This is a genomic window from Neisseria uirgultaei, from assembly GCF_962719845.1.
GTDB lineage: Bacteria > Pseudomonadota > Gammaproteobacteria > Burkholderiales > Neisseriaceae > Neisseria > Neisseria bergeri.
Genome location: NZ_CAUIYF010000015.1, coordinates 21,096 through 37,276 on the forward strand (window position 1 = coordinate 21,096; position 16,181 = coordinate 37,276).

At 49.8% G+C, this 16,181-nt stretch carries 17 protein-coding genes and 2 pseudogenes; 5 read left to right on the forward strand and 14 right to left on the reverse strand.

The genetic code is table 11. From position 1 onward, the window contains the following. Window positions 1–81: 81 nt before the first annotated feature. The 3 genes from Q9J32_RS08565 to Q9J32_RS08575 all read right to left on the reverse strand — a co-directional run bounded on the left by Q9J32_RS08565 (window position 82) and on the right by Q9J32_RS08575 (window position 3,189). Entirely contained in the window at window positions 82–1,422 is a 1,341-nt protein-coding gene (locus Q9J32_RS08565; RefSeq protein ID WP_301884976.1) for a GTPase/DUF3482 domain-containing protein, read from the reverse strand. A 38-nt stretch (window positions 1,423–1,460) separates the two neighbouring features. Then, window positions 1,461–1,769, reverse strand: a complete 309-nt coding sequence (locus Q9J32_RS08570; protein WP_239991697.1) for a toxin-antitoxin system protein — start codon at window positions 1,767–1,769, stop codon at window positions 1,461–1,463. A 61-nt stretch (window positions 1,770–1,830) separates the two neighbouring features. Next, complete coding sequence (locus Q9J32_RS08575; protein WP_304675406.1) at window positions 1,831–3,189, reverse strand: DUF2868 domain-containing protein; 1,359 nt, start codon at window positions 3,187–3,189, stop codon at window positions 1,831–1,833. 143 nt (window positions 3,190–3,332) lie between these two features. On the opposite strand from Q9J32_RS08575, the gene trhA reads away from it, so the two are divergent. Next, a complete protein-coding gene (gene trhA / locus Q9J32_RS08580) occupies window positions 3,333–3,959 on the forward strand; it encodes a PAQR family membrane homeostasis protein TrhA (RefSeq protein WP_124208542.1) in 627 nt (208 codons plus the stop codon). Between the two features lie 63 nt (window positions 3,960–4,022). Here trhA and Q9J32_RS08585 read toward each other — a convergent pair whose 3' ends face one another. Next, window positions 4,023–5,441 carry an alanine/glycine:cation symporter family protein gene (locus tag Q9J32_RS08585; RefSeq protein ID WP_304675409.1) on the reverse strand — a complete coding sequence of 473 codons (1,419 nt, stop codon included), beginning with the start codon at window positions 5,439–5,441 and terminating at the stop codon, window positions 4,023–4,025. Window positions 5,442–5,767: 326 nt separating this feature from the next. Between Q9J32_RS08585 and Q9J32_RS08590 the strand changes: the two genes are divergently transcribed. Then, the gene (locus tag Q9J32_RS08590) at window positions 5,768–6,496 is read left to right on the forward strand and encodes a YebC/PmpR family DNA-binding transcriptional regulator (RefSeq protein WP_301884972.1); all 729 of its coding nucleotides are present in this window, start codon (window positions 5,768–5,770) and stop codon (window positions 6,494–6,496) included. 58 nt (window positions 6,497–6,554) lie between these two features. Here Q9J32_RS08590 and Q9J32_RS08595 read toward each other — a convergent pair whose 3' ends face one another. Further along, a complete protein-coding gene (locus Q9J32_RS08595) occupies window positions 6,555–7,043 on the reverse strand; it encodes a disulfide bond formation protein B (RefSeq protein WP_301673181.1) in 489 nt (162 codons plus the stop codon). Window positions 7,044–7,826: 783 nt separating this feature from the next. Beyond that, window positions 7,827–8,291: an Lrp/AsnC ligand binding domain-containing protein gene (locus tag Q9J32_RS08600; RefSeq protein WP_002216720.1), complete on the reverse strand. Its 465-nt coding sequence runs from the start codon at window positions 8,289–8,291 to the stop codon at window positions 7,827–7,829. 221 nt (window positions 8,292–8,512) lie between these two features. On the opposite strand from Q9J32_RS08600, the gene alr reads away from it, so the two are divergent. Further along, entirely contained in the window at window positions 8,513–9,571 is a 1,059-nt protein-coding gene (gene alr, locus Q9J32_RS08605) for an alanine racemase (protein ID WP_301884970.1), read from the forward strand. Window positions 9,572–10,112: 541 nt separating this feature from the next. Here alr and Q9J32_RS08610 read toward each other — a convergent pair. From Q9J32_RS08610 to prmB, 7 genes are all read right to left on the reverse strand, one after another. After that, window positions 10,113–11,471 carry a PFL family protein gene (locus Q9J32_RS08610; RefSeq protein WP_301884968.1) on the reverse strand — a complete coding sequence of 453 codons (1,359 nt, stop codon included), beginning with the start codon at window positions 11,469–11,471 and terminating at the stop codon, window positions 10,113–10,115. A gap of 52 nt (window positions 11,472–11,523) precedes the next feature. After that, window positions 11,524–12,177 (reverse strand): DUF6630 family protein, encoded by a 654-nt coding sequence (locus tag Q9J32_RS08615; protein ID WP_301884966.1) that lies wholly within the window; start codon window positions 12,175–12,177, stop codon window positions 11,524–11,526. After that, a complete protein-coding gene (locus Q9J32_RS08620; RefSeq protein ID WP_301884964.1) occupies window positions 12,174–12,641 on the reverse strand; it encodes a hypothetical protein in 468 nt (155 codons plus the stop codon). Before Q9J32_RS08620 ends, Q9J32_RS08615 begins: the two co-directional genes overlap by 4 nt. Before the next feature lie 46 nt (window positions 12,642–12,687). Further along, window positions 12,688–12,960, reverse strand: a complete 273-nt coding sequence (locus tag Q9J32_RS08625) for an ACT domain-containing protein (RefSeq protein ID WP_101123513.1) — start codon at window positions 12,958–12,960, stop codon at window positions 12,688–12,690. Beyond that, window positions 12,957–13,079, reverse strand: a complete 123-nt coding sequence (locus Q9J32_RS08630) for a hypothetical protein (protein WP_301001510.1) — start codon at window positions 13,077–13,079, stop codon at window positions 12,957–12,959. Before Q9J32_RS08630 ends, Q9J32_RS08625 begins: the two co-directional genes overlap by 4 nt. 6 nt (window positions 13,080–13,085) lie before the next feature. Continuing rightward, window positions 13,086–13,823 (reverse strand): toxin-antitoxin system YwqK family antitoxin, encoded by a 738-nt coding sequence (locus tag Q9J32_RS08635; protein ID WP_301673201.1) that lies wholly within the window; start codon window positions 13,821–13,823, stop codon window positions 13,086–13,088. Between the two features lie 137 nt (window positions 13,824–13,960). Continuing rightward, window positions 13,961–14,860: a 50S ribosomal protein L3 N(5)-glutamine methyltransferase gene (gene prmB / locus Q9J32_RS08640; protein WP_301884955.1), complete on the reverse strand. Its 900-nt coding sequence runs from the start codon at window positions 14,858–14,860 to the stop codon at window positions 13,961–13,963. Window positions 14,861–15,004: 144 nt separating this feature from the next. On the opposite strand from prmB, the gene Q9J32_RS08645 reads away from it, so the two are divergent. Both Q9J32_RS08645 and Q9J32_RS10220 read left to right on the forward strand, forming a co-directional pair. Next, on the forward strand, window positions 15,005–15,337 hold the full coding sequence (locus tag Q9J32_RS08645; RefSeq protein WP_301884954.1) for a structural protein: 333 nt from the start codon (window positions 15,005–15,007) through the stop codon (window positions 15,335–15,337). 7 nt (window positions 15,338–15,344) lie between these two features. Beyond that, window positions 15,345–15,950 (forward strand): annotated as a pseudogene (locus Q9J32_RS10220) (LPD3 domain-containing protein); the annotation flags it as partial. Between the two features lie 123 nt (window positions 15,951–16,073). Here Q9J32_RS10220 and Q9J32_RS08655 read toward each other — a convergent pair. Then, a pseudogene (locus tag Q9J32_RS08655) lies at window positions 16,074–16,181 on the reverse strand (helix-hairpin-helix domain-containing protein); the annotation flags it as partial.

Consider the following 16,181-nt stretch of genomic DNA (forward strand, 5'->3'; position numbering starts at 1 on the left):
TGTCGCAAATCGGCTTCAGCGGCCCTCCTGCCTTATCCCGATTTGAATCTGACTTGCCATACAAACAGGCTTCAGACGGCATTATTTTCCCGACAGTCGGATTTGAAGTTTCTCCACATACTCGGCGCGTTCGGCGCGGCTGGTTTCAGGGCGGTACGTATTGAGCGACGACCATTTCCAATGACTGCGGGCTTTGTTGAGTTCGGGCGGGAATCTGGCGGCGTCCCACGGTGCTTTGCGGCTGTGCAACTCGACTTGCGATTGCGCCGCGTGGCCGCGCGTTTGCAGGACGTGGAGCAGATCGAGGGCGCGGGCGGCGAGCAGGGTCAGGGTTTCGGGGTCGGTGTGTAGGGTTTGGCGACCGTTGAGCTTGTCGGAAATGGTGCGGGTATTGGGCAGGATACCGCCCAAAAAGCCGCCGATTGCCGTACCCAATCCGAGCGAGCCGCCGAGTGTGGCGATGTCCAGCCACAAGCCGATGAGTGCGCCGGTTGCCGCGCCCGTGCCGGTACGGATGCCGTATTGTTTGAGCAATTCGCTGTCGAACGGGTCTTGGCGGAAGGCTTGCGGCATCCAGTCGCCGCCGTCGATTTCGCTGTGGTAGAAACGGTAGAGGGCAAACAGCCGCTGCTGCATCTTCCGTTCGAGCTGGCGTATTTCCGCCTGCATGGTTTGCAACACGGTGTCGGTATCCTCGTTTTCGTCCACTTCCTGCCTGAAGGCGGCGGCATCGAGCAGGAAATCGGCGATTTCGCGGCGCGCTTCTTTGTCCAGACGCGTCCATTCGCGGCGGCGGGTGGTGGTCAGGCGGTCGATGACTTCATGCTGCGGCAACATGGTGGCGAGTTTATTCCATAAATCCAATTCGCCTTCAAAATCGAAGGCGACGGTGTCAAACCCAGAGAAAACGTGCAAGTTTCTCCTCGCCAGCATGGTTGTCCACGCTTCGGGAAGCTGTCCGCCGGTAAAGTTGAACACAGGCATAATCGGTTTGGCGCACCATGACAGGATAATCAGTTCATCACGATATTTGTCGAGGACGGGTTCGCGCGCGTCGATGACGTACATTGCCATATCGCTTTGCAAGACTTGCCGTAAGACTTTGGCTTCCTGGTTGAAATCATGGTGCGCGCCGTGGCTGCCGAGGAACTGTTGCAGCCGCTCGATGCCGTCTGAACGCGTATCCGTATGGGTTTCCAGCCATTCCAAAACGCCGCCCGCGTCTTCGAGTCCGGGCGTGTCGTATAGGAAAACCAGCGTGTCCGCGCCGTCGCTGATGGCGGCTTCTTCGACATGGCGCGTGGTCGATGGGGCGTTTCTGACTTCGCCGAAACCGCTGTCGCGCAAAAGGGTACGAAGGAGCGAGGTTTTGCCGGTGTTGGTGTGTCCGACGACGGCGAGGGAAAGGGGGCGTGTGTTCATGGTGTTTTGTGATAAGAAAGATGGGGTTCAGACGACCTTTATAAGTATCCGTATATTGTCAAGGTTTGGTCTTTTATTTCAAATTCGTATTGCCCACGCTCCCGTATGGCTTGGGTCAGGCGAGCCGCGCAGACATCAGGAGGCAGGACTGTTTCAATATATTCGATTTCGGACAACTTCAGCGGGCCGGCAATCCAATCATCACTGTAACCGCGTAAATCTTCCGAATAAATTTCCAAACGCATATCATACATCCGCTCATCGCCCAACATTTTGGCTTTGGCAAACTGTTGCCCTGTTTCTGCAAAAACCACATCGAAAATTTTTTGCCATTTGCTGTCATTCATCAGCCACGTTTTGCCCGTTCTAATTGAAGCAATGCGCCTGTTGTGTCTCCGTTGCGCTTCACTATCCATTATGCAGCCCCGCTTCGGTTTTCAGACGACCTTCCTGCGCCGCCCTGTCCGGTTCCAACCACGCCGCGCCGCATTCGGTCAGCGCGTTACGCCAATGTTCCAGCTTTTCCGAAAGGTCGTCTGAAAGCCCCTGTTCCGCCAAAAGCTGCACCACCGTGCCGCCCTGCGCCGCTTCTGAAAGCCGCACAATCTGCCGCAGCACACCCCGATCCGGCACAGTTTGGGCGCGCACGCCGATAAGCAGTTGCGCCGGTTTCTGCTTCAACTCGGCTTCCAGCGCGGTAAGCTCTTCCTGATTCGCCGCTACGCCTTTATCCAGCCATTCCTGCGCCAGCCTGCCCTCGAACCACGCGCCGTCCTGCCACTCGGTCTCCAGCATGACCGCCCATTTCGGCGCATCGTTCAAGACGATTTTCGGCGAAACGGCGGACACGGTTTCGCGGCGCGTATCCGCATCGACGATTTGCGTCTGCCAGCGGCGGATGACCGCCTGATAATAGGGCTTTTCCAAATCCAAGCCGTTTTCGCTTGTTTTCAAAAGGATTTTACACACTACCCAAGCCAAGAGGCGCGGCAGGATGCCGTAGCAGACGATACTGCCGACCAGCAGCCCCGACCAAGCCCGCGCATCGGCAATATTGCCGTTCAGACGGCCTTCGATGACCGCCCGCGCATCAGGCACGGGAAAACCCAGTTTCGCAGGCAGCCATGCCAACATTTCCACCAGCCGTACCGAAGACGAATCGCCCAACAGCGTACTTTCCCAGTTGAACGTATATTGGCGCACCAAAAGCAGCAGCAATACCGACACCAGCATTCCGAGCAGCGTGCAGAGCCACAGGCTGTGCGACGTTGCGCCTATTTTCCAACGTACCGAAGGTTGCCGCCACTCGTCCGCATACAGCCGCAACACCGCCTGATTGACGGGGTCTTTGCCCCGAAACCACGTCGCCGGGCTGCTGAAAAACCACCCTACTTTCACGTGCAGGAACAACGTTGCCAACCATACTGCCAACATCAGCGTATTCATGCCCAATACGCCCGCCAAAACCAAAAAGAAATTCAGCCCCTGATTGTCCATCAGAAGATAAGTGCCTGAAAATCCGGCGGTAAACATCATCGATGCCGCCACCACCCACAACCAGAACGACCCCGCACGCACACGTTCCAAAGTGTCCCGCAGCATACGGTTCCTGTCGATCATCTCCGCCCGACGGATGATTTTTTCCTCCGTACTGCCATCCACACGGCGCAAAGCCTCCGTCGCCTGCACGGGATCGCCGCTGAAAATAAAACCGCCTTCATCCAAAATACGGACCAGCTCAACCAGTTTTCGGGATGGATTCAACATAAAATGCCGTCTGAAAATAAAAAAACAGATTTTAACACACGCATTTTCAAGAATATTCACAGTGTAGGCAAAGAGTAAATCTCACACAGGGGCAAAAGTATCGGCGTAAACTGACTGCCTCTACTTTCCTGAAAGATTGTGCGATGTATGCGGGCGAACGCTTCAATACTTACAGCCATTTGAGTGGTTTGATTCTGGCGGCGGCAGGTTTGGTGCTGATGCTGCTGAAAACCATAGGACACGGGGACGGCTACCGTATCTTCAGCGTATCGGTTTACGGCATCAGCCTTCTTCTGCTCTATTTGAGTTCCTCTCTGTACCACGGAATTGCAGCCGGAAAACTGAAAAGCATTTTGAAAAAAACCGACCACTGCATGATTTATGTGCTGATTGCCGGAAGCTACACACCGTTTGCACTGGTTTCTTTGAGAAACGGGCCGGGCTGGACGGTATTTTTGCTGTCATGGCTGCTGGCGGCTGCAGGAATCGCACAAGAACTCACCATCGGACGGAAAAGCGAAAAACGTCTGCTGTCTATTGCGATTTATATCGTAATGGGCTGGATGGTCTTGGCGGTAATGAAATCCCTGACAGCCTCACTCCCGCCGGCAGGACTGGCTTGGCTGGCGGCAGGCGGTATGCTGTACAGCGTCGGCATTTACTGGTTTGTAAACGATGAAAAAATCCGACACGGGCACGGAATCTGGCATCTGTTCGTATTGGGCGGCAGCATCACTCAATTTGTCAGCGTGTACGGTTATGTAATCTGAATGCCGTCTGAAAAGCAAAACCTCCCGATCCTGAAGATTGGGAGGTTTTCTGTTTGCCGGACATTATTGTTTGTCGTGGAACTCGTGGAATTCATACTGATAGGACAAATCCCGACCCGCTTTTTTCTGTGCCAAATAATCATCATAAATGGCACGGATTTCCTTACGCAGCAAGAACAGGGCAATCAGGTTGGGGATAACCATAAAGCCGTTGAACATATCGGACAGGCTCCAAACCAAATCGACTTTGCCGAGCGTACCCAAAACAATGGCAAGCAGAACCAATGCGCGATAGATGCCCAAGTATCTTCCCCTGAAAAGAAAACGGATGTTGGACTCGCCGAAATAATACCAGCCGATAATGGTCGTAAAGGCGAAGAAGGTCAGACACACGGCAAGCAATTGCGAACCGAAGCCCGGAAATGCCTTGTTAAAAGCAAATTGAGTAACCGCCGCGCCCTGTTCGCCCGAAAGGTTGGCATCGGTCAGCAGGATAATCAGCGCAGTTGCCGTACATACCAAAATCGTATCGATAAATACACCGACAAATGCCGCCATACCTTGCTGAACAGGATGCTTCACATCCGCAGTCGCGTGGGCGTGCGGGGTAGAACCCATACCTGCTTCGTTGGAAAACAGACCGCGCGCCACGCCGAAACGTATCGCTTCACGCATACCGATACCCGCAGCACCGCCCAAAACGGCTTCGGGATTGAAGGCGGCGGTAAAGATGTGGTTGAACATCGGCACAATATGGTCGGAAAATTCAAACAGGATAACGACGGCGCACAAAATATAAACAACCGCCATAAACGGCACGACAAACTGGGCGATATTGGCAATACGGTTCACGCCGCCAATCACAACCATGCCCGCAAGGACGGCAAGCACAATACCGACTGCCAAAGAAGGCACATCAAATGCAATGGTAACGGCAGAAGCGATGGAGTTTGCCTGAGTCGCATTGCCGATAAAGCCCAACGCGACAATCAGTGCGATGGAGAAAAAGCCCGACAGGAAACGCGCCGCGCCCCTGCCGATTTTCGGAGTCAGACCGTGCGTAATATAAAACGCCGGCCCGCCGATGTATTTGCCGTGGCTGACGACGCGGTATTTCTGCGCCAGCAGTGCTTCCGCAAAAATCGTGGACATCCCCAAAACGGCAGAAAGCCACATCCAAAAAATCGCGCCTGGCCCGCCTGCGGTAATGGCAGTCGCCACACCGGCGACGTTGCCCGTACCGATTTGCGCGGATATAGCAACCGCCAACGCCTGAAACTGCGATAAGGACTTATCGTCTTTATCACCTTTGGCAAACAAGCCGCCGAATACGGATTTGAATCCCGCGCCAAACTTCAAAATCTGCGGCGCACCGAGATACAGCGTAAAAAACAGACCGATACCCAAAAGGGCATAAATCAGCAGGTAGTCCCAAAGAAACCGATTGACTGTACCCACCAGAACAGACAATATATTTTCCATAAAATAAACCTTATCTTACGATTAAAATGACTGCTTTCCCCAAGACATTCCAATAAGGAAACACGGCGAGCAGACCGTATTTGCCGCAACAGATGCCTTCAATTGTCAACAATCGGGGAGAAGCTGTGCCATCATACCGTAAAATATCGTTAATTAAAATATTTCTTTATTTTTAAGCGGAAAGCGGAGGAAATCGTTTTCAGACGGCATCGACAACGGCACGGCATAAAACAGGATATTTTGGGTGCTTGCAACTTATGTTAAAATGCCGACCGTAAAAAATCTGACAAAAACAGATTAATTATTTGAAATAAGAAAGGAAATTTATGGCAGGCCATAGCAAGTGGGCGAATATCCAGCATAAAAAAGCCCGTCAGGATGCCAAACGCGGCAAAATCTTCACCCGTTTAATCAAAGAAATCACCGTTGCGGCGCGTATGGGCGGCGGCGACCCCGGTGCGAACCCGCGCCTGCGCCTGGCTTTGGAAAAAGCAGCCGAAAACAATATGCCCAAAGACAATGTGCAACGCGCCATCGACAAAGGTACGGGCAACTTGGAAGGCGTGGAATACATCGAATTGCGCTACGAAGGCTACGGCATCGGCGGCGCGGCTTTGATGGTGGACTGCCTGACCGACAACAAAACCCGTACCGTTGCAGACGTGCGCCACGCGTTTACCAAAAACGGCGGCAACTTGGGTACCGACGGCTGCGTGGCGTTCAACTTCGTGCATCAGGGTTATTTGGTATTCGAACCCGGCGTTGACGAAGACGCGCTGATGGAAGCAGCTTTGGAAGCCGGTGCGGAAGACATCATCACCAATGACGACGGCTCGATTGAAGTCATCACCGCGCCAAACGATTGGGCGGGCGTGAAAGCGGCATTGGAAACCGCAGGTTACAAATCCGTTGACGGCGACGTTACGATGCGCGCCCAAAACGAAACCGAACTCTCCGGCGACGATGCCGTCAAAATGCAAAAACTGATTGACGCGCTGGAAGACTTGGACGACGTGCAAGACGTTTACACTTCCGCCGTATTGAATCTGGACTGATACGCAGCACAACAGACATACAATAAAATGCCGTCTGAACCTTTCAGACGGCATTGATTTATTTTGCCTTCAGCCAGGCAGCCCAAACCGCCAAAACCACAAGCAGAAAATACGCCGCGCTCCAAACAGGCAAGGCAATTCCCAGCAGATAATCCGGTTCGGCACAATTTCCGAACCCGCGCACAACAGGCTCGAACCAATCAAACAAAGGCCAGCCCTTCAATCGAAACGTCCACGGCGCACCGCACGAAGGAGCCGTACCCGGCGGCAGCGACTGCAGCCACAACTGATATGCCGCAACAGAAATACCCGTAACGGCAGGAATGCTGATAAAGACAGCACCGAACAAACCGCCTGCCCTTCTTCTTGGTCTGCACATCAGAACAATTGCCGCACACAATGCGGTTGCCAAAACGCACAACCGCTGACTGATGCACAAAACGCAAGGCTCCATACCCAAAACATACTGTGCCGCCAAAGAACCGGCAAATGCACAGACCGAAACGGCAAACAGCAGCCAAACGGCTTTTCTAAATAACGGGGTCATTTTCTCAACACACCAATCAAAATACCGATATGCCGATTTTGCTGGATATATCCCAAGATGGCAAGGGACGAATCAACACGGGCGCAGGTGCGGACGATTTCAGTTTTCCCGATATGCACAAAACCTGACAAGGGACAAAACGGCGATTTATCCGCACAATGCCCGCAAAAAAATACATCTGGAGGATTTGAATTTCGGCAAATTTAGCGAATCAAAAGCAACAGCCGATAAAGAAAAATCAAAAGTTTATTTCAATGAAATCATATGATTTTTTGAATAAGCGGATTGACGGGTTTTTAAAGGAATTTGTTACCGGATAGCCATCGTGCAAGTTTTTTGCAAAATTTGAATCGGTCGGGTAAATTTTCAAAAAATAATTGACAGCGGATAAGAAACGGCGGATAATTACCGCCGTTGAGTTGCTTGATGCAGCTTGATTTTTCTCCTCTATTTCTCCTTTGTAGACTTGGCACACATTCAATCGGATGTGTGCATTTTTTTATCTCCGCCCTCTTTGAAATTTAATTACTTTTATCGTTTAAAATTCTATCCTTTAAGAAATTTAACAAGGAAACCGCTTGCTTTTTGACCGGAAAAGCTGCATAATTCATTCCGTTAGCTGGTTCGAGTAGTCAGTTAATAGTTTCTCCTCTATTTCTCCTTTGTAGACTTGGCACACATTCTATTGAATGTGTGCATTTTTTTATCTGAAGCAACAAGCCTCTGTGCGTGATGTTGTTATGTTTCATTCGGGTATCAAACCGCATACCCGGTCTGAAATATTCAATCCAAATCCAAAACTGGATTTTCTTTGACTTCCTCCATCACAACATAACTCCTACTCTCCGAAGCGGCAGGCAGTTGCAATAGGATATTGCCGAGCATATCCCGATAGGCAGACATATCGGGCAAACGTACTTTAATCAGGTAGTCGTATTCGCCCGATACCAAGTGGCATTCCATAATTTGCGGAATTTTCAGCACTTCCTTTTTAAAGTCTTCAAAGATATTGCCCGATTTGGATTGTAATTTCAATTCGACAAAAACCAATAAAGGTTTGCCCAGCAGGTGAGGATTGAGATGGGCGTGATAACCGGAAATATAATGTTCCCGCTCCAAACGGCGCACCCTCTCTGTAACGGGCGTGGTGGACAAGCCTACCTTCTCGGCAAGCTCCGTCATCGGGATGCGGGCATTCTGTTGAAGGATCTTAAGGATGCGGAAATCGATTTTATCTAGTTCTTTCATTTGGATTGCTTTGTATTTATTATTGATTTTAACAAATAGAGTATAAATTTGGGAAAGCGATTATATCAGGAAAAGCAAACCGCCTTCCTACCTGAAAACTGCTGCCCCGGCTTGAAAACACAAGGTTCTTTAATATTTTAAAAGCCTTGCCGTTGGATTATAATTCCCCAATTGATTTCTTAATTTTGCTAATAAACACTTGTTTGGTAAGGAATGAATTTATGCGGCCTTTGAACGTGCAGATCAGGTTGGGCAACCTTAGGCACAATTATCGGATTTTGAAGGAAATGCACGGAGGCAAGCTGTTGGCGGTAGTTAAGGCGGACGCATACGGACACGGTGCGGTCAGATGTGCTTTCGCGCTGGCAGACTTGGCAGACGGCTTTGCCGTGGCGACAATCGATGAGGGAATCAGGCTGCGTGAGAGCGGCATTACCCATCCGATTGTCCTTTTGGAAGGCGTATTTGAAGCATCGGAGTACGAAGCGGTCGAGCAATACTCGCTTTGGCCGGCAGTCGGAAACCAATGGCAGCTTGAGGCTTTGCTGGCCCGCCATTGGAAAAAACCCGTCAAAGTCTGGTTGAAAATGGATTCGGGGATGCACCGTACCGGATTTTTCCCTCATGATTACGCCTCGGCATATGCGGCATTGAAGCAGTCGGAATATGTGGACAGTATTGTCAAGTTTTCGCATTTTTCCTGTGCGGACGAACCCGAAAGCGGTATGACGGAAATACAGATGGAGGCATTCGATTTGGGTACGGAAGGGCTGGAAGGCGAAGAAAGCCTTGCCAACTCCGCCGCTATTTTGAATGTTCCCGAAGCACGCAGGGACTGGGGGCGCGCTGGCTTGGCGTTGTACGGCATTTCCCCGTTCGGAGGCAGCGATGACAGGCTGAAACCCGTGATGAGGCTTTCAACCCGTATTTTCGGCGAACGCGTTTTACAGCCGCACTCCCCTATCGGTTATGGCGCAACATTTTATACCAGCAAATCTACGCGCGTGGGTCTGATTGCCTGCGGTTATGCGGACGGTTATCCGCGCCGCGCCCCAAGCAATTCCCCCGTCGCCGTCGACGGCAAATTGACCCGGGTCATCGGCAGGGTCTCTATGGATATGATGACCATCGAGCTGGACGCTTCGCAAGAAGGTTTGGGACACGAGGTCGAACTGTGGGGCGATACGGTCAACATCAATACCGTTGCCGAAGCGGCCGGAACCATCCCTTACGAATTGATGTGCAATATCAAACGTGCAAAATTCACTTATATCGAGTAATCGAGTCCAAACGAAAATGCCGTCTGAAGCCTTTCAGACGGCATAAATGCGTTTTGACAAAATCAGTAAAAGACATTGCCAAATAGAAAATACTGATAATGCCCACAATCTGAAACCCCATCCTTCCCGCAAAAACGGAAAATCAAAATCAGAAACCTAAAATTCCGTCATTCCCGCGCAGGCGGGAATCCGGTTTTTTGAATTTCCGTCATTTCTGATAAATTCCCGTAGTTTTTCATTTCTAGATTCCCGCATGCGCGGGAATGACAAAATTAAAGTTTCAGAATTTATTTGAACAACAAACTAGATTCCCACTTTCGTGGGGATGACGGCGGATAGGTTTTGTTGTTTCGGATAAATTCCTGTTGTTTTTTGGTTTCCAGATTCCCACCTTTAAAAGAATGACGTAAGAAAGCAGAAATAAGGACACAGGGATTTTTTAAATTTGCAATATTCTTTTCTAAAGACATTTTACCCAATGCCCATAAACAAAAATGCCGTCTGAAGCCTTTCAGACGGCATTTTCCCATCAAAACCGCAATCAGTTTTTCATCGATTGAACCGGTGCGGGAATCCTGCCGCCCCGGTTGACGAATACTTCGCACGAACCTTCTTTAACCGGCATTACGGGCGCGTAGCCCAACAGTCCGCCGAACTCGACGCTGTCGCCGACAGTTTTGCCGGTTACCGGAATAATGCGCACGGCAGTGGTTTTGCTGTTAATCATGCCGATGGCGGCTTCGTCGGCGATAATGCCGGAAATGGTGTGCGCGGGCGTGTCGCCGGGAACGGCGATCATATCCAAGCCGACCGAACAAACGGCGGTCATGGCTTCGAGTTTGTCCAGTGTCAGCACACCGGCTTCGGCGGAGGCAATCATGCCTTCATCTTCCGAAACAGGGATAAACGCGCCGCTCAAACCGCCGACCGCGCTGGAAGCCATCATACCGCCTTTTTTCACGGCATCATTCAACAATGCCAAAGCCGCTGTCGTGCCGTGCGTACCGCAGACGCTCAAACCCATTTCTTCAAGAATGCGCGCCACCGAGTCGCCGACGGCAGGAGTTGGTGCCAACGACAAGTCGAGAATACCAAACGGGATATTCAACATTTTTGAGGCTTCGCGCCCGATGAGTTCGCCCACGCGGGTAATTTTGAAAGCAGTTTTCTTCACGACTTCCGCAACTTCGGTCAATGTCGTTGCATCTGAATTTTCCAACGCGGCTTTTACGACACCCGGGCCGGATACGCCGACATTGATAACGGCATCTGCTTCACCCGAACCATGAAACGCGCCCGCCATAAACGGATTGTCTTCCACCGCGTTGCAGAACACGACGATTTTGGCGCAGCCGAAACCTTCGGGCGTGATTTCAGCCGTACGTTTGATGGTTTCGCCTGCCAGCTTGACCGCATCCATATTGATACCGGCACGCGTACTGCCGATATTGATGGAGCTGCACACAATATCGGTAGTCTTCATCGCTTCGGGAATGGAACGAATCAGCACTTCATCCGAAGGCGACATGCCTTTTTGCACCAGCGCAGAAAAGCCGCCGATAAAGGACACGCCGATGGCTTTAGCAGCTTTATCCAAAGTTTGCGCTACGCTGACGTAAGAATCGGCTTTGGTTGCCGCCGCGATTTGGGCAATCGGCGTGACAGAAATGCGCTGATTTACAATCGGCACGCCGTATTTGGCAGACAGATATTTTGCCGTTGCCACCAAGTCTTTGCCGACCGTAGTGATTTTGTTGTAAATGTTTTGGTTCAACACATCGATGTCGGTGCTGATACAGTCGTGCAAATCAATGCCGATGGTAATGGTGCGCACGTCAAAATTCTGGTCGGCCACCATGCGGATGGTTTCGAGGATTTCGTTGGAATGGACTTGGGACATTTTTGGGGATTCCTTGTTGAATGGGTTTTATTTGGTGCAGGCTGACTGCGATTCATTTCCGTTCGGAGACATAGTGCGGTGTTTCTTCCACTGCAGCAAACATTTGGCCGTCCGCATCCCATAAGGGTTGGTAACAGAAATCGCAGTATGCCGCTTCGTGATTAGCGTATGGAGGCGGCTCGCTTATGGCCAAATCCCATGCCGCCAGTTGGCCGCAGGCGGGGCAATCGACCGTATATAAGATGAAATTTGCCGCCTTATTCAGACTCTGGAAGGACCAAAAATCAGATTGGATTTTTTCCAAACTTTTGCACGCGTTGCTCGAAACAATAAACACAGTGTAGTCATCGCTACCGCTTTCCAAGAGCATCAGCCGCATTTTTTTCCGTTTGAGTTTGCTGTCGAAATAGTCGAAGGCAAAGGGCAGAAAATCGCCATTTTTCCAATTTTGACCAAATTCTTTGTCGAATTTTTTATATAAATCATCGGGTTTTTCTTTTAGTATTTCTTTGCCGAACGCCACCAAACGTTCATTGATAAATTGATAAAGCTCACCCTGTCCACTTTCTCCTTTCCAATCTAAAAAGAGAAAAATACGGTTTTGATACAGAGCTTCCCGCAATATTTCGTTTTGGGAAGCTAATGGCGACAGCACGGGATATTCGTTTTCGGCAACGATTTTTTGCAGTATTTTTTCGGGTTTCATGGAAATATCCTCGTATTTTGGTATTTTGAAGTGCAAACTGCCTGTATTTCCTTTTGCTTAGATTTGTTTTTACTGCCCAACCGCCGCCGCAACATCAGCATTTTGACAAGTACAAACACAGGAAGCGACAGCAAAAACGCCAAAAATCCGTGCTCCACACTCCACACTTTGAACAACACGGGTATCACTTTGTTGTCAGTCGCGATTCGGTAACGCGCAGTCATAAAAGCATTGGCATCCAATCGGTTGTTTACGTAAAACAACTCGAACGTGTCGAATGGCAGTCGGGGCTGTTGTAGGTATACGCCTTTGCGGTCGCGCAACACAGTATCTTCGCGTACCAAGGTTTCGATGCTTTTCACTGGTTTAGAGATTGGCGCAAGGTTATTATGGTAAGACTCCTTCTTTTCAGTCAGCCTGACCGGCCGGTAACGATGGTATCTCTGCCCTGTTCTCCAACACATTCAAAGCAGCCTGCACTTTAAAAACCAGGGTGCAGGCTGCTTTTTTTCAGATTCGGTGCATGGCTTGGAAAATTTCTTCGTTTTGCATACGGATATCAAGCGCGAGTTTTTTGCTCTCTTCCGCAAACAAATCCAAAACCTCCTGCCGCGATTTGGGGCATTTTGAAGTATCCACCAAAATAATCATGGTAAAAAAATCGTCCATCAGCTGTTGGCTGATATTGAGGATGTTGATTCGGTTTTCCACCAAAATTTTGGAAACATCGTACACGATGCCGACGCGGTCTTTGCCGATGACGGTGATGACTGAATTGTTCACAGGCTTACTCCTTGCAGATATCCGTTAAAGTTTGAAATTATACCACCGTCAGATTTTGAAGAAATATTGTCAACAATATATACATACAAAATGCCGTCTGAAGCCATTTCAGACGGCATCAAGATTCAGGGTTCGATTAAATAACCATCCTTATCCCACTGGGTTTTCCTGACCAACTTGTCATCCTGATAAACAGCCTCGCTCTTTTTAGAACCATCTTCATACCACTCCAAAACCACCCCGTTACGCTGATGGTGCCGGATAGACAGTTCCGAGAGTAATCGGCCGCTTTCATCCCAAGTCAGAATCTTGACTGGCTCATCATTAACCATAACCATTTCCGTCTTGATACTGCCGTCGGCATACCATTGCCTCCATACGCCGTTTGCCTTATTTTGCTTAAACTGGATTTCACTTTCCTTGCCGCCGTTACGGTAATAGCGGTATCCCGTGCCTTCACTCAAGCCATTTTTATAAGGCATAACCGCAGATTTTTTACCGTTCGGATACCAGTTGACCCACTCCCCGTCCGGCTTACCCTTGCTGAAGCCCCCCGCCATTTTTTTCTGACCGTTAAAATGCCACAAAATCAACATACCGTTTTGCAGGGTGGGCACAAAAGATTTGATTTGCGTTGAAGCAACGATATAAGGTTCGGAATATTTCTTCATCGACGGATAATAAAAATCCTGCGCGTGTGCGATACCCGCCTCCACACTATATTGCCTGATATAAGCCGCAGACGACATCGTCGCCGTCAGCTTTCCGTTCTGATTAAAATAAACAGAATAGGTCTGCGCCGGCAAAGCAGCCGAAAAACCCAACAGGACAATTGAAAATACAATCCGAGATAATTTTTTCATTGCAATAGCGATATAAAAAACAATTAACTTATAAACAATATGGTAAGGATTTCTCAACCAAGCGTCAAACCCGAAACAATGTATCGTAAAAATGCCGTCTGAAAACAAATCGTCTTCAGACGGCATTTCCCTCCGACTCACTCCTCGCCCAATAACTGCTCGCGCGTCAACAGGAAAACAAAACCGTCGCCCCCGCTGGTTTCCAACCAAGTAAAAGGCAACTCCGGATACGCTGCTTCCAAAACATCCCGATTATGTCCGATTTCCACCAGCAATACACCTTTGGGATTCAAAAACTTTGCCGCATTCAGAAGAATCTGCCTGGTGGCATCCAATCCGTCCACCCCGCTGCCCAATGCCAATTCCGGTTCGTGCAAATACTCTTCAGGCAATAACTCAACCGATTCCGCATCGACATAAGGAGGATTGGAAACAATCAAATCATAAGCGCCTTCCAGTCCCTCAAATAAATCCGTATGAATAAGCCGGATGCGTTCTTCCAAACCATAATCTTCGACATTAATCCCGGCCACTTCCAAAGCATCCAAGCTCACATCAACCGCATCAATTTGGGCATCAGGATAATGATGCGCCATCTGAATGGCAAGGCAACCGCTTCCGGTGCAAAGATCCAAAGCATTATGCACCAGCTCATCGTATTCTATCCAAGGTCGAAGTCCGTCACCCAGCAATTCATAAATAAAAGAGCGCGGCACAATCACGCGTTCATCTACATAAAAATCAAACTCCCCCTGCCAGGCCTGGTGTGTCAAATAAGCGGCAGGAATGTGTTCGACAGCACGACGCTCAATAACTGCCAGCACTTCCTCTTTTTCAGCTTCCAAGAGTTTTGCATCAAGATATGGGGCAAGCATATCCAAAGGCAAATTCAAAGTATGCAGAATCAAATAAGCCGCTTCATCATGCGCATTATCTGTTCCATGACCAAAAAAGAGCCCTGCCTCATTAAAACGGCTGACTGCAAAACGTAAAATATCGCGGATAGTCGTCAATTCTTGTGCTGCCTGATTAAACATAATATGAACCATTCTGCGTATAGATGCTTTTAATTATAACAGAAACAACAAGCAAACCTTTTCATATCGCCAAATAACCACTCAATCTACCCATACATCTACATAAATGCCCGCGCGAAAACCATCGCCCGAACGGAAACGGCGATGGCGGACGGTATAGGCAACCTGATAGGCTGGGAGGAATCGGGGCTTGTTGAGGGCAAGCAGTGGATAACCGCAAAAGACGACAAGATGTCCGATGTCTGCAATGTCAACGGCGAGATGGGCGTAATCGGTTTGCACGAGCCTTTCTCACACGGTGCGTTGACGATACCGGGGCATCCAAATTGTAGGTGCGCGGTTGTTCCCGTTATCTGGCGGACGGGCAAGCTGGCGAAAGGCAGCCGCGCGATGAAAACGGGCGATGGATGGCAGGTGAGGTTGTTTCCGTATCGGGCGGCGAATTGGGGGAATTTGCCGAAAAAAGGAGCTTCGTAAAGCGACTATGCAGTATGCGCGTGATAACTTTGTCGGCAAAAGCTATGTCAATGAAAGCAGCGGGCATGAACTGAAGGTAACTTGTCAAGGTGTGAAACACGCTGCGTCAAAGGCAAATCAGGCGGAATTATCCATCATGACAAACCTTGATGGCTTATTGCGCTACGCAAAATATGAATGTTCTTATCCGGATAGGAAAGGTCGCCCTGATATTATTGCAGCACATAAGTATCGTGCCGTTGCCAAAGTTGGGAATGAGTCTTTAAATGTCGGCGTGATTGTAAGGGAGTTCCCAGACGGTCATAAACATTACAACTATTTCATCTTGAAGGGCGAGGTGCGCGAGATGCACGGCTCAAACGCGGCAGGAACGGCGATTGAAATCAACGTCGAAGACGACGGCAGAACCTTTTTCGGTGCGCATATCGTCGATCCCGTTGCCGTGACGAAAGTCAAAACAGACGTTTACAAAGGCTTTCCCATCAGCGGCAGCGTTACCTCCCGCGATGATTTGAACAAGTCGCAAATCACGGACCTGAAGCTGACGGAAATCAGCCTTGTCGACCTCCCTGCCAATCCCGATGCGGTGTTTACCTGCTTTAAGGCGGACAAAGGTGCGGAAGCGGTAAACAACGATACAGAACATAATGCTACATATTTTAGCCATTTCCCTTCCAAACAAAAAAGCACCGGCGGCAGCCGATGCCCCTTCCTTTACAGCCCCTCCACATATGCCCTATTTTTTAGCCGCAGGCGTTGCCGGTTTGGCGGGGGCTTTGGGTGCGGGCGCGCCGACCGAAGCCTGGTCCTTCAGCTTCGCCAGCACCGCCGGGCCGATGCCCTT

Bases quoted from the DNA above. Each gene is read 5' to 3' on its own strand.
- Q9J32_RS08565 (WP_301884976.1), bottom strand. From the start codon at position 1,422: ATGAACACACGCCCCCTTTCCCTCGCCGTCGTCGGACACACCAACACC.
- Q9J32_RS08570 (WP_239991697.1), bottom strand. From the start codon at position 1,769: ATGAATGACAGCAAATGGCAAAAAATTTTCGATGTGGTTTTTGCAGAA.
- Q9J32_RS08575 (WP_304675406.1), bottom strand. From the start codon at position 3,189: ATGTTGAATCCATCCCGAAAACTGGTTGAGCTGGTCCGTATTTTGGAT.
- trhA (WP_124208542.1), top strand. From the start codon at position 3,333: ATGTATGCGGGCGAACGCTTCAATACTTACAGCCATTTGAGTGGTTTG.
- Q9J32_RS08585 (WP_304675409.1), bottom strand. From the start codon at position 5,441: ATGGAAAATATATTGTCTGTTCTGGTGGGTACAGTCAATCGGTTTCTT.
- Q9J32_RS08590 (WP_301884972.1), top strand. From the start codon at position 5,768: ATGGCAGGCCATAGCAAGTGGGCGAATATCCAGCATAAAAAAGCCCGT.
- Q9J32_RS08595 (WP_301673181.1), bottom strand. From the start codon at position 7,043: ATGACCCCGTTATTTAGAAAAGCCGTTTGGCTGCTGTTTGCCGTTTCG.
- Q9J32_RS08600 (WP_002216720.1), bottom strand. From the start codon at position 8,291: ATGAAAGAACTAGATAAAATCGATTTCCGCATCCTTAAGATCCTTCAA.
- alr (WP_301884970.1), top strand. From the start codon at position 8,513: ATGCGGCCTTTGAACGTGCAGATCAGGTTGGGCAACCTTAGGCACAAT.
- Q9J32_RS08610 (WP_301884968.1), bottom strand. From the start codon at position 11,471: ATGTCCCAAGTCCATTCCAACGAAATCCTCGAAACCATCCGCATGGTG.
- Q9J32_RS08615 (WP_301884966.1), bottom strand. From the start codon at position 12,177: ATGAAACCCGAAAAAATACTGCAAAAAATCGTTGCCGAAAACGAATAT.
- Q9J32_RS08620 (WP_301884964.1), bottom strand. From the start codon at position 12,641: ATGTGTTGGAGAACAGGGCAGAGATACCATCGTTACCGGCCGGTCAGG.
- Q9J32_RS08630 (WP_301001510.1), bottom strand. From the start codon at position 13,079: ATGCCGTCTGAAATGGCTTCAGACGGCATTTTGTATGTATATATTGTT.
- Q9J32_RS08635 (WP_301673201.1), bottom strand. From the start codon at position 13,823: ATGAAAAAATTATCTCGGATTGTATTTTCAATTGTCCTGTTGGGTTTT.
- prmB (WP_301884955.1), bottom strand. From the start codon at position 14,860: ATGTTTAATCAGGCAGCACAAGAATTGACGACTATCCGCGATATTTTA.
- Q9J32_RS08645 (WP_301884954.1), top strand. From the start codon at position 15,005: ATGGCGGACGGTATAGGCAACCTGATAGGCTGGGAGGAATCGGGGCTT.